Annotated in this window: 13 protein-coding genes; 10 read left to right on the forward strand and 3 right to left on the reverse strand. The window is 67.8% G+C overall.

Annotated features, from left to right (window positions below; translation table 11 throughout):
- From QOI01_RS18255 to QOI01_RS18265, 3 genes are all read left to right on the forward strand, one after another.
- A partial coding sequence (locus QOI01_RS18255; RefSeq protein ID WP_526383367.1) for a class I SAM-dependent methyltransferase occupies positions 1 to 492 on the forward strand: 492 nt, incomplete at its 5' end.
- 55 nt (positions 493 to 547) lie between these two features.
- On the forward strand, positions 548 to 2,017 hold the full coding sequence (locus QOI01_RS18260) for an aldehyde dehydrogenase (RefSeq protein WP_526383369.1): 1,470 nt from the start codon (positions 548 to 550) through the stop codon (positions 2,015 to 2,017).
- An 82-nt stretch (positions 2,018 to 2,099) separates the two neighbouring features.
- A complete protein-coding gene (locus tag QOI01_RS18265) occupies positions 2,100 to 2,321 on the forward strand; it encodes a hypothetical protein (RefSeq protein ID WP_526383370.1) in 222 nt (73 codons plus the stop codon).
- A 93-nt stretch (positions 2,322 to 2,414) separates the two neighbouring features.
- On the opposite strand, the gene QOI01_RS18270 is transcribed toward QOI01_RS18265, so the two are convergent.
- Positions 2,415 to 4,250, reverse strand: a complete 1,836-nt coding sequence (locus QOI01_RS18270) for an acyl-CoA dehydrogenase C-terminal domain-containing protein (RefSeq protein WP_526383372.1) — start codon at positions 4,248 to 4,250, stop codon at positions 2,415 to 2,417.
- 291 nt (positions 4,251 to 4,541) lie between these two features.
- Here QOI01_RS18270 and QOI01_RS18275 point away from each other — a divergent pair, with 291 nt between their 5' ends.
- Complete coding sequence (locus QOI01_RS18275) at positions 4,542 to 4,679, forward strand: hypothetical protein (RefSeq protein ID WP_526383374.1); 138 nt, start codon at positions 4,542 to 4,544, stop codon at positions 4,677 to 4,679.
- A gap of 50 nt (positions 4,680 to 4,729) precedes the next feature.
- A complete protein-coding gene (locus QOI01_RS18280) occupies positions 4,730 to 5,305 on the forward strand; it encodes a TetR/AcrR family transcriptional regulator (protein ID WP_526383376.1) in 576 nt (191 codons plus the stop codon).
- Here the strand turns inward: QOI01_RS18280 and QOI01_RS18285 are convergent.
- Positions 5,302 to 5,826: a dihydrofolate reductase family protein gene (locus QOI01_RS18285; RefSeq protein ID WP_526383378.1), complete on the reverse strand. Its 525-nt coding sequence runs from the start codon at positions 5,824 to 5,826 to the stop codon at positions 5,302 to 5,304. The genes QOI01_RS18280 and QOI01_RS18285 overlap by 4 nt on opposite strands.
- Positions 5,827 to 5,956: 130 nt before the next feature.
- On the opposite strand from QOI01_RS18285, the gene QOI01_RS18290 reads away from it, so the two are divergent.
- Both QOI01_RS18290 and QOI01_RS18295 read left to right on the forward strand, forming a co-directional pair.
- Positions 5,957 to 7,111: an acyl-CoA dehydrogenase family protein gene (locus QOI01_RS18290; RefSeq protein WP_526383380.1), complete on the forward strand. Its 1,155-nt coding sequence runs from the start codon at positions 5,957 to 5,959 to the stop codon at positions 7,109 to 7,111.
- Positions 7,108 to 8,121, forward strand: coding sequence for an acyl-CoA dehydrogenase family protein (locus tag QOI01_RS18295; protein ID WP_526383382.1), 1,014 nt, complete (start codon positions 7,108 to 7,110; stop codon positions 8,119 to 8,121). The genes QOI01_RS18290 and QOI01_RS18295 overlap by 4 nt, the downstream gene beginning before the upstream one ends.
- On the opposite strand, the gene QOI01_RS18300 is transcribed toward QOI01_RS18295, so the two are convergent.
- On the reverse strand, positions 8,122 to 8,967 hold the full coding sequence (locus QOI01_RS18300) for an arylamine N-acetyltransferase family protein (protein WP_526383384.1): 846 nt from the start codon (positions 8,965 to 8,967) through the stop codon (positions 8,122 to 8,124).
- A 101-nt stretch (positions 8,968 to 9,068) separates the two neighbouring features.
- On the opposite strand from QOI01_RS18300, the gene QOI01_RS18305 reads away from it, so the two are divergent.
- The 3 genes from QOI01_RS18305 to QOI01_RS18315 all read left to right on the forward strand — a co-directional run.
- Positions 9,069 to 9,551 (forward strand): hypothetical protein, encoded by a 483-nt coding sequence (locus QOI01_RS18305; RefSeq protein WP_526383386.1) that lies wholly within the window; start codon positions 9,069 to 9,071, stop codon positions 9,549 to 9,551.
- 163 nt (positions 9,552 to 9,714) lie between these two features.
- Positions 9,715 to 10,455, forward strand: a complete 741-nt coding sequence (locus QOI01_RS18310; RefSeq protein ID WP_526383388.1) for a 1-acyl-sn-glycerol-3-phosphate acyltransferase — start codon at positions 9,715 to 9,717, stop codon at positions 10,453 to 10,455.
- Positions 10,456 to 10,507: 52 nt separating this feature from the next.
- A partial coding sequence (locus tag QOI01_RS18315) for a class I adenylate-forming enzyme family protein (RefSeq protein WP_526383390.1) occupies positions 10,508 to 11,761 on the forward strand: 1,254 nt, incomplete at its 3' end.

Raw genomic sequence — 11,761 nt, forward strand, 5'->3', positions numbered from 1 at the left:
GAAATGCACGCAGGACCTGCGGGCGAGCCCGGCACCGGCAGCTTCTTACGTGCGTCGGGGATGGCGCTGCCGTTGGCCGACGACAGCGTCGACGTCTGCCTGTCCTCCAACGACGCCGAACACGTGACCGACCCGTGGCGGATGGCTCGCGAGATGGTCAGGGTCACCAAACCCGGCGGGCTGGTCGTGCTGTCGTACACGGTGTGGCTCGGCCCGTTCGGTGGCCACGAGACGGGGATGACGCACTACCTCGGCGGTGCGCGCGCCGCCGAGCGGTACACCCGCAAACACGGCCACCGACCGAAGAACGACTACGGCTCGTCGTTGTTCGCCGTGTCGGCAGGCGACGGACTCGAATGGGCCGCGAGCACCGGGATGCTGGTCGCCGCATTTCCCCGCTACCACCCACGATGGGCGTGGTTGATGACGCGGGTGCCCGTGCTGCGGGAGTTTCTGGTCAGCAACCTGGTATTGGTGTTGCAGCCGTCCTGAACCCTTGAACTGCAACAGGTTCTCGTTTGGCCCTTCGGTGGGTAATGTGACGGCCATGACACAGAGCACTGCCTTCAAGACCGAGTGGGACAAGCTGTTCATCGGCGGCAAGTGGGTCGAGCCGGCCACGTCCGACGTCATCGAAGTGCATTCGCCCGCCACCGGCGAGCTGGTCGGCAAGGTGCCGCTGGCGTCGGCGGCCGACGTCGACGCCGCCTGCGCCGCGGCCCGAAAGGCGTTCGACGAGGGCCCGTGGCCGCACACGTCGCCCGAGGAGCGGGCCGCCGTCCTCGGCGCCGCCGTGAAGATCATGGAGGAGCGCGCCGACGAGCTGAAGTTCCTGCTGGCCGCCGAGACGGGCCAGCCGCCCACCATCGTCGACATGATGCAGTACGGCGCCGCGATGTCGTCGTTCAACTATTACGTCGGTGCCGCGGACAAGTTCACCTGGCAGGAGATCCGCGCCGGCATCTACGGGCAGACCCTGGTGCTCAAGGAGCCGATCGGCGTCGTCGGCGCCGTCACGGCGTGGAACGTGCCGTTCTTCCTGGCCGCCAACAAGCTCGGCCCCGCGCTGCTGGCCGGCTGCACCGTCGTGCTCAAGCCGGCCTCCGAGACCCCGCTGTCCGTCTTCGCGATGGCGGAGATGTTCGCGGAGGCCGGGCTCCCCGAGGGTGTGCTCTCGATCGTGCCCGGAGGTGCCGAGACCGGACGCGCGCTGACCGCCAACCCCGAGTTGGACAAGTTCACCTTCACCGGTAGTTCGGGCGTCGGCAAGGAAGTCGCCAAGATCGCGGCCGAGAAGCTGAAGGCCTGCACCCTGGAACTCGGCGGCAAGTCCGCGGCGATCATCCTCGAGGACGCCGACCTCGACTCCACGCTTCCGATGCTGGTGTTCTCCGGCCTGATGAACTGCGGTCAGGCCTGCGTCGGCCAGACGCGCATCCTGGCACCGCGGTCGCGTTACGACGAGGTCGTAGAAAAACTTGCGGAAGCTGTCTCGAACATGCCGATCGGCCTTCCCGACAACCCCGGCGCGATGATCGGGCCGCTGATCTCGGAGAAGCAGCGCGAGCGCGTCGAGGGTTACATCCGCAAGGGCGTCGAGGAGGGTGCCCGCATCGTCACCGGCGGCGGCCGGCCCGAGGGTCTGGACAGCGGCTGGTTCGTGCAGCCCACCGTGTTCGCCGACGTCGACAACTCGATGACCATCGCCCAGGAGGAGATCTTCGGGCCGGTCCTCGCGGTGATCCCCTTCGACACCGAGGAGGACGCGATCCGCATCGCCAACGACTCGGCCTACGGGCTGGCGGGCAGCGTCTACACCACCGACTTCCCGAAGGCCCTGGAGATCGCGAAGAGGATCCGCACCGGCACCTACGCGGTCAACATGTACGCGTTCGATCCCGGCGCGCCGTTCGGTGGCTACAAGAACTCCGGCATCGGCCGCGAGAACGGGCCCGAGGGCATCGAGGCGTACTGCGAGTCCAAGAGCGTACTGCTGCCCTTCGGCTACACGCCGTAGGGTCTGGCACCGTCCAGCCGACTTCCAGGTTGGCTCGCTAGGGTGAGCGCTCCATTTCGAGCAACTTACCAAGGAGCTACCAATGGCGGTATCCGTCGACCTGGCCAAGGCACTCGACAAGGCCTACGAGGACAAATCGCTGAAGGAGATCCTCGATGCCTCGCCCGCGGCGCTGGCCGGCGTGACCGACGCCGACGCGAAGCATCTCGAAGAGGCGTTCGACATCAAGACCGTCCGCCAGTTCGGCGCGAGTAACTACTTCGCGGTCGCCGCGGCGCTGGTGGCGCTGGAGAACGCGGGCTAGTTATCTAGCTCGACGGCGCCGCCGTTGCCCTCAAGGCAGTGGTGGTGCCGTCCCACTGAGTACAGGAGCAGCCGTACAACCGGTGAGAGCCCTTCAGAACGCTCCCTCGTCCAGATCCATGACGCCGAGGTCGACGGCCTCGACGATCTTGCGTTCGGCACTCAGCCGCGGCAATACGTTCTTCGCGAAGAACCGCGCGGCCGTGATCTTTCCGGTGTAGAAGTCCCGGTCGCGGGCGGAGATCTCGCCGTCGAGCGCGTCTAGGGCGATCTCGGCGCCGTGCAGCAGCAGCCATCCGATCAAGAGGTCGCCGACGGCCAGCAGGAACGCCACCGAATCCAGCCCCACCCGGTACAACTCGCGGGCGCTCTGCTGGGATTGGATCAGAAATCCGGTCAACGTGGCGACCATCGACTGCACGTCGGCGAGCGCGTTGGCCAGCAGGGCTCGGCAGTCGGTGAGTTCGTCTCTCGCGGAATCACTTTCGACGAAGGCCTGGATCTGGCCCGCGACGTGCGCCAGCGCGGCTCCCTGGTCCCTGGCGATCTTGCGAAAGAAGAAGTCCTGCGCCTGGATCGCGGTGGTGCCCTCGTAGAGCGAGTCGATCTTCGCGTCGCGGATGTACTGCTCGATCGGGTAGTCCTGCAGGAAGCCGGAACCACCGAAGGTCTGAAGGGACTCCGTCAACGTCTGGTAGGCCCGCTCGGACCCGACGCCCTTCACGATCGGCAGCAGCAGATCGTTGACGCGTTCGGCCAGACCCGCATCCGCCCCGGACACGATCTTGGCGGCCGAGGCGTCCTGATGCGCCGCCGTGTAGAGGTACAGCGCCCGCAGCCCCTCGGCGTAGGCCTTCTGCGTCAGCAGCGCCCTGCGGACGTCGGGGTGGTGCAGGATGCTGACGCGGGGTGCGGCCTTGTCCGTCATCTGCGTCATGTCGGCGCCTTGAATGCGCGTCTTGGCGTAGTCGAGCGCGTTCAGGTATCCGGTGGAGAGCGTGCTGATCGCCTTGGTGCCCACCATCATTCGGGCATATTCGATGATCTTGAACATCTGGGCGATGCCGTCGTGGGTGTCACCGACGAGCCAGCCGACCGCGGGTCTGCCGTGCTGACCGAAGGTCAGCTCACACGTGGCGGACGCCTTCAGGCCCATCTTGTGCTCGAGACCGGTGACGTAGACCCCGTTGCGCTCGCCGGGCTCACCCGTCTGCGGGTCGGGCATGAACTTGGGCACCAGGAACAAGGACAGGCCCTTGGTGCCCGGTCGCGCACCGTCGGGCCGGGCCAGCACCATGTGGACGATGTTCTCGAACAGGTCATCGGAGTCGCCGCTGGTGATGAAGCGCTTCACGCCGTCGAGGTGCCAGGTGCCGTCGGCCTGTTCGACGGCCTTCGTGCGCCCAGCGCCGACGTCCGAGCCGGCGTCCGGCTCGGTGAGGACCATGGTGGCGCCCCAGTTGCGCTCGGCCGCCATTGCGGCCCAGTGCTTCTGCTGGGAGTTGCCGACGTGATAGAGGATGTCGGCCAGCACCGGCCCGGCCAGATACATGAAGGCTGCCGGCTGGGCGCCGAGCGGGAACTCGTTGATCGCCCACGTCAGCGTCGAGGGTGCGAGCACACCCCCGACCTCTTCGGACAGGCCGATCCGGAACCACTCGCCCTGCTGCCACGCCCTGAACGACTTCTTGAATGCTTCGGGCAGCGTGACGGCATGGGTATCGGGGTCGAAAGTCGGTGGGTGGCGGTCGGACTCGGCGAACGACTCGGCCAACGGCCCTTCGGCCAGCCGCGCCGCCTCGTTGAGCATGTCGCGAATCGTCGCCGCGTCCAGGTCACCGAACTCGCCGCCGGCAAGCACCTTCTCGAGCTGGAGGACCTCGAAGAGATTGAACTCGAGGTCGCGCACATTGCTCTTGTAGTGGCCCATGTCTTGCGCCTTTCGCGGTCGAACTGCGCCATGCAGCGTAGTCCGATTACCGTTCAGCGACCACGGAAACTGGCGGCCCTGCGCTCCAGGGGCCGGTCGTCGACGTCGGCGGTCGAGGTGGTCATGTTCGGAGTGAACGCCATGGCCACAAATTATGCAATGGACCATAGTTCCGAGTACGCGACTTCGTGCGGGCTTTCGTTTAGCGAGCGTCGTCTGTGATGGGGAATACATTCGCTGCCTGGCTGTGTTGCGAGTCTTATGCTCGATCACATAGCCAGGAAGGCACCCATGTGGATCGTCGAGGTCAACATCCTCGGCCGTCGATTCACGCACCGGGTCAACGACCGTCCCGAGGTTCTCCGGTTGACGCCGCGCTTGGCCCAGTGGCGGCCGTGGAAGCAGCGCAACCCGCGGGCCGCCGCCTGATGCAGGCCGCTTGCAAGGTCACGAACAAGAGCGGCTCGACGCGGAACCGAATGCTCCTGTCCGCGGCCGAGGTCCTGCGGGAGAAGGGTGCCGCGGGGGTCACCATCGACGAGGTGCTGACGCGCAGCGGCGCCCCCCGTGGTTCGGTTTACCACCACTTCCCGGATGGTCGAAGCCAGCTCCTCACCGAGGCCCTGCAGTTCGCGGGCGATTCGATCACCGCGATCATCGACGAAGCCGCCGCTGCGGGTTGCGTCTCGTTGGTGCGCCAGTTCGTCGCGTTCTGGGAGCAGACGCTCGCCGACAGTGACTTCGCCGCAGGCTGCCCCGTGGTCGCCGCCGCGATCGGTTCCGACGACGACGATCCGGCTCTGACCACCATCGCGGGGGACATCTTCGAGCGCTGGCGGGAAGCTCTGGCCCACGCGTTCGTCGCCGACGGGTTCGACGACGCCGACGCGCGGTCGCTAGCCGTCATGTGCATCGCTTCCCTGGAGGGCGCGGTGGTGCTGTGCCGGTCCACCCGTAGCGCCGATCCGTTGCGCGAGGTGTCGGAGCAGATCGAATTCTTGATCAAGTCAAGGGAATTCGTGCTTCGCTTCGGACTTCCGTCCGGCGAGCGCTAGGCGGGCTTGAGCCAGCGGGCGCAGACGAAGTCGCCGTTCACCGCGGTCTCGGTCAGCCGCCACTCCGAACGCACCGGAAGCATTCGGGCCCCCGCGCCCAGTGAGCACGGCGCGTAGCTCACGATCATCTCGTCCACCAGACCTGCGGCCACGAACTGTGCCGCGACGTCGCCGCCGCCCACCAGCCACACGTCCCTGCCTGCCGCGGCGGATACCAGCGTCGGGTGCAGTGCGGTGACGTCACCGGAGAACGTTCGAACCGGGTGCCCGTCGACGATGATCTCGGGCCGGTGGGTGAGCACCCAGCTCGGCTGTTCGTACATCCAGTCCCCCGGCTGATTCTCGACGATCCACTCGTAGGTGGTCGACCCCATCGCCAGCGCCCCAACGCCTTTCGCGAACGCCTCGTACCCGAACGGGCCACCTGGGTCGACGTCGCGCGAGGTCAGCCAGTCAAGGCTGCCTGCGTCATCGACCACGAAGCCGTCCATGCTCGACGCGGTGAAGTACACGGTTGCCATGTCAGGTCCTCCTCATCCAGGACAACGGGTCACCGGGGCCCATCGCTCACAATGACCGAGTATGGTCCGCGCCGCGACCGGCGACATGACGATTCCTGCTGTGTCGCTGCGGCACTAGACTCCGGTGCCAGTGAGCGAATTCGATGCGCTGTGTGCGAACGATGCCGACCTCGCCGGGCTCCGCTCGGCGGTCCGGGCGTTTCTGGCGAGCGATCGGGACCGGTTCGGTTGGACGCCCGCCGTCGACTGCTGGCTGTCCAGCTGGGACGTCGACTTCAGCGTGCGGCTCGCCGAGGCGGGTTTCGTCGGCCTGACCATTCCGGTCGAGTACGGCGGGCGCGGTCTCGGCTACCTGCACAGATACGTGGTGACCGAGGAGTTGCTCGCCCACGGAGCCCCCGTCGGCGCGCACTGGATCGCGGACCGCCAGGTCGCCCCCGCGCTGCTGACCTACGGGACGGAGGATCAGCGCCGTCGCCTACTGCCGCGCATCGCGGCTGGACGGCTCTACTCCTCGATCGGCATGAGTGAGCACGGCGCGGGTTCCGACCTCGCCGCCGTGCAGACGAGGGCGATGCGCGATGGCGACGGCTGGGTTCTCAACGGCACCAAGGTGTGGACGAGCGGCGCGCATCTCGCCCACCAGGTCGTCGTGCTGGCCCGCACCAGTCCGCTGGACCCCGACCGTCGCCACGCAGGCTTCAGCCAGTTCATCGTGCCGACCGACCTGCCGGGGATCACCATCAGCCCCATCGTGCTCATGAACGGCGAACATCACTTCAACGAGGTCCTGTTCGACGACGTTCGACTCACCGACGACGACGTGCTCGGCGAGGTCGGTGACGGATGGCACCAGGTCACCTCCGAGCTTGGTTTCGAACGCAGCGGGCCGGAACGCTTCCTGTCGACGGCGACGATGCTGTTCGAGATCGTCGGGGCTCTGCGGCGTCGGGACGTCGACGAGCGCACCGCGGCCGAGGTCGGCGACCTGGTGGCGCGGATGATCTCGCTGCGCCAGCTGTCGGTGTCGGTGGCGCGGGCGTTGACCGCCGGGCAGGACGCCAACGCCCGGGCAGCGCTCGTCAAGGATCTCGGCACCCGGTTCGAGCAGGAGTCCGTGGAGGTGGCAGCCGATCTGATCGATGGTCTCGACGGACCCGACGTCGCCCGGTTGCGGTCCTTGCTTTCCACCGCGCGGGTGCACTCGCCGATGTTCACCCTGCGCGGCGGCACCAACGAGGTGCTGCGGGGCGTGGTCGCCAAAGCGGCGAAGGCCGCAACGTGAGCGACGAGCTGAGGCAGCTGGTCGACGAGATCGGCCGCCGGTCGTTCGAGGCGCGCGTTGGCCATCGCGGGCTGCCCGAGCCCTTCGACGAAGGGCTGTGGCGGGTGCTGGAGGCGTCTGGTCTGACCCGGCTCACCAGCGATCAGGGCGCCGACCCGGCGGACGCCGCGGTGGTACTCGGCGTGTTGGCGCGCTACGCCGCCGCCGTGCCGGTCGCCGAAACCGATCTCCTCGCAGCATGGTTGGCGGACCGGGCGGGTCTCGAAGTCCCCGCGGACGGGCCCCTCGTGGTGGCGATCGCCGACGTCGAGGCGCGCGGCGGCCGGATCGCAGGCATCGCCGTCGACGTGCCGTGGCCCGCTGCGGGTCCGGTCGTGTTGGCCGCACGTGGCGTCGACGCGACGTTCGTCGCGGCACTGGACCCGGTGCCCGTGCCGGCCGCCACGTACAACCTGGCCGGGGAACCACGCGGAGAGCTGGCCTTCGACCTTCCGCTAAACGACCTCGTCGAGCTTCCCCGCGACGTCGGTGACGAGCTGGTGCGTCGCGGCGCGTGGGCGCGGTGCGTGCAGATCATCGGCGCGTTCGACGCCGCCGTGCACCTCACCACCGTCCACACCAGCGAACGCATCCAGTTCGGCCGCGCCCTGAACAGGTTCCAGGCCGTTCAACACTCCCTGGCCGCTCTCATTGGCGAGGTCGAGAGAGGCCGCGCGGCAACGGCTTTGGCGATCGCGGCGGCAAACGACTACGGCTTCGAGAGCCCACGTGCCGACTACGCGGTGACCGTCGCGAAGGTGGCGGTGGGCCGTGCCGTCGGGCCGGTGACGACGATCGCGCACCAGTTGCACGGTGCCATCGGTGTCACGGCCGAGCACCAGCTCTGGCTGGCGACGATGCGGGCTAGGAGCTGGGCTGACGAGTTCGGTACCACGGGACGGCACGCCAGGAGGCTGGGCCGCATGGCGCTGGCCGCCGACGACCCGTGGAGCTTCGTCGTCGGCCCCTAGCTAAGAGTCGAGGACCTGGGCCACCCTGGCCTGCACGACGTCGGCATCGGCGACGTCCGCCAGGTCGATGCCGAACATCCTCGACAACGCTTCGACCACCTGTGCTGCGTTGTCGAACCGCACCTTCTCCGTGTTGCCGCCACGATGGATCGCCAGGTTGCGCCCCCGCAGGTTCCACCGCCCGTCCTCGGTGACCAGCGCCGCCGTCATGCCCGTGACGAACGGTGACGACGGATGCGTCGAGACGTACCAGCTGCCGACTTCCAGGTCGATGCGCGACTGCGGGCGTTCGGTGAACTCGTAGAGCGCCTGCCACTGCCCACGGACCTGGGCGTGCAACGCCGACCCGTCCTCGCCGCGGACCAGGCGGTACGGCTCGTGACGGGTCTGCTGGACCTCGTCTACGGCCAAGCGGATCGGTGACGTGAGCGTCTGACCGCCGAATCCGACGTCCACCAGGTAGCGCCCGCCGACGCCAGGGACCGCCACCGACAGCACCTGATGCGTCAGCGCGGGTAGGGGGCTGCCCGGCTCGCTCATCCACACCACGCGTCCGGCGAGTCGGTCCACGGCGTAACCGAGCCGCTCCAGGACGAATCCCATCAGCCCGTTGTGCTCGTAGCAGTAACCGCCGCGACGCCGGTGCACCAGCTTGTCCGCCAGCGCAGCGGCGCCGAGATCATCGACCGGCACCCCGAAGAGCGGGTCGAGGTTCTCGAAGGGGATCGACTCGTTGTGCGCGGCGACGAGCGCAGACAGCGCCCCGAGGGTCGGTTGGAGGGCCCCGCGGTAGCCGGTCCGCGTCAGGTAGGCGGTCAGGTCCGCCTCGGTCAGTACGTCGTTCATGGCGCCATGGTGCTGCCTCAAGCCCAGTTCAGGTCAAGGTCACACCCTTTCTGTGATTGGGGATACTGCGTGGGTCCCGACAACCAGCGCTATGTTGAGTTATGAGTAAATTGACGTCGGCGATGTTTGCCGCCTTGGCGGCGACCCTGGTGGGCCTCGGCTCGCTGGTGTCCGCGCCGTCTGCCAGCGCCGCCATGATGCCCCTGTCCGGCCAGTGGCGGGCCTGCGACTTCAGCAAGCAGAAGTGGGTCGAGGCGGTTGGCTACGCGCGACCCGTCGCCCACGTCACCAGCGATGGCTCTGGCACCGTGACCGCCACCATCGAGATGGCCACCGCCCTGCCCTACACGCACTACGACTTCCGCGTCATCCAGACCCCACGCGCCTCGATCGGGTGTGCGCCCGGCGCCCCCGGCGTCCTCACCGGGGCAGTCCAGACCGACGGCGTCGGCGCCGGAACCGCGACGGTGCAGGGCCCGATCGCCTCGGGCGCGACGGGCGCGTGGGTCATCGTCGAACGACCGTCCGACCACTCGCAGACCCCCGCCGAGTTCTACACCTCGGAGTACATCGCTGCCATCTAGCCCGGCCGCGCCATTTCGCAGGCCGCGCCAGTCCCGGTAGGGTGAAACTAGAACACGTTCCAATTTCACCCAAGGGGCACCCGTGAAGGCGAATGACATCGACCCGCCCGACGTCGTACCGAGCGCGGTCACCAAGTGGGACCCCGGCCTCACCGAACGGGTCATGGGTTGGCTACGGCCGCTGATCAAGGGCTACCACCGCTCGGAGGTGCGCGGACTCGACGACTTCCCGCCCGGCGGTGCCCTCGTCGTGGGCAACCACTCGGGCGGGCTCTTCGCGATGGACGTACCGGTGTTCGCGACGGGCTTCTACGAGAGGTTCGGCTACGAGCGGCCGGTGTACACGCTCAGCCACGACATCATCTTCGCCGGCCCGACCGGCGACTTCTTCCGCAGGACCGGCTTCATCCCCGCCAACCACGAGAACGCCGACGAGGCACTGCGCTCCGGCGGCGTGGTCGTCGTCTTCCCGGGCGGCGACTACGACGTCTACCGTCCGACGTCGAGCGCGAGCAAGATCGACTTCGACGGCCGCACCGGGTACGTGCGTGCCGCGCTGAACGCCGGCGTGCCGATCGTTCCCTCGGTGTCGATCGGCGGGCAGGAAGCACAACTGTTCCTGTCCCGCGGCGAATGGATGGCCAAGACCCTGCGCCTCGACAAGCTGCTGCGGGCCAAGATCCTGCCGATCTCCTTCGGCTTTCCGTTCGGCCTTTCCGCCGTACTCCCCGTGAACGTGCCGCTGCCGACGAAGATCGTCACCCGCGTGCTGGCGCCGATCGACATCGTGGCCCAGTTCGGTGAGGATCCCGACGTCGACGAGGTCGACGCCCACGTGCGCCACGTCATGCAGAAGGCTCTCGACGAGCTCGCCAAGGAACGACGCCTTCCCGTGCTTGGCTGACCCCGTGGCAATCACCGAACAGCTCACCGGCGCGCTCGGCCTGCTGACCACCATGGTGCGGTCCGGCGTCATCGCCCCGCTGCGGCCCGACAAGTATCTGCGGATCGCCGCCGCGATGGCCCGGGAGAACACGAGCATCACGTCGGGGTTCGCGGGCGCCGCCCAACGATGTCCCGACCGGCCCGGACTCGTCGACGAGCTGGGCACGCTGACGTGGCGCGACATCGACCAGCGGGCCGACGCCTTCGCGGCGGCACTGCAGGCACTACCGGCGGCTCCGCAGTCTCGTGTCGCCGCCGGGGCGGCTCCGGCGGTCATCGGGATCATGGCGCGCAACCACCGTGGCTTCATCGAGTCCCTGATCGCCGCCAACCGCATCGGCGCGGACGTGTTGCTGCTCAACACCTCGTTCGCCGGGCCTGCGCTCGCCGAGGTGGTGACGCGCGAGAAAGTCGACGTGATCGTCTACGACGAGGAGTTCACCCCAACCGTCGAACGGGCGCTCGCAAAGGAACCCGACGCGGTGCGGATCGTCGCGTGGACCGACAAGCCGGACCACGAGCTGACCGTGGAGACGATGATCGCGGAGCACTTCGGCAGGCAGCCGCGCCGCGCCGACAGCAGGTCGAGGGTCATCCTGCTGACCTCGGGTACGACGGGAACTCCCAAGGGCGCCACCCACTCTGGCGGCAGCCCGTTGACCCTCAAGGGCATTCTCGACCGGACCCCTTGGCACGCCGAGGAAGTCACGGTCGTCGTCGCGCCGATGTTCCACGCCTGGGGCTTCTCGCAGTTGGTCCTCGCCGCGTCGATGGCGTGCACGGTCGTCACCCGGCGCAAGTTCGACCCGGAAGCCACCCTCAAGCTCGTCGACCGGCATCACGCCACCGGATTGTGCGTCGTCCCAGTCATGTTCGACCGAATCATGGACCTGCCCGACGACGTGCTCTCGCAATACAGCGGGCGGTCGCTGCGGTTCGCCGCCGCATCGGGCTCCCGCATGCGCCCCGGCGTCGTCACCGGCTTCATGGACCGATTCGGTGACGTCGTCTACAACAACTACAACGCCACCGAGGCAGGCATGATCGCCACCGCCACCCCGGCCGACCTGCGCGCCGCACCGGACACCGCGGGCAGGGCCGCCGAGGGCACCGACATCCGCATCCTCGACGCCGAGCGCCACGAAGTTCCCACCGGCGACGTCGGCACGATATTCGTGCGCAACTCCACCCAATTCGACGGCTATACGTCAGGGGCTAGCAAGGACTTTCACGATGGCTACATGTCCAGCGGCGACGTCGGATAC

Origin of the sequence: Mycobacterium sp., assembly GCF_032162605.1 — a bacterium.
GTDB lineage: Bacteria > Actinomycetota > Actinomycetes > Mycobacteriales > Mycobacteriaceae > Mycobacterium.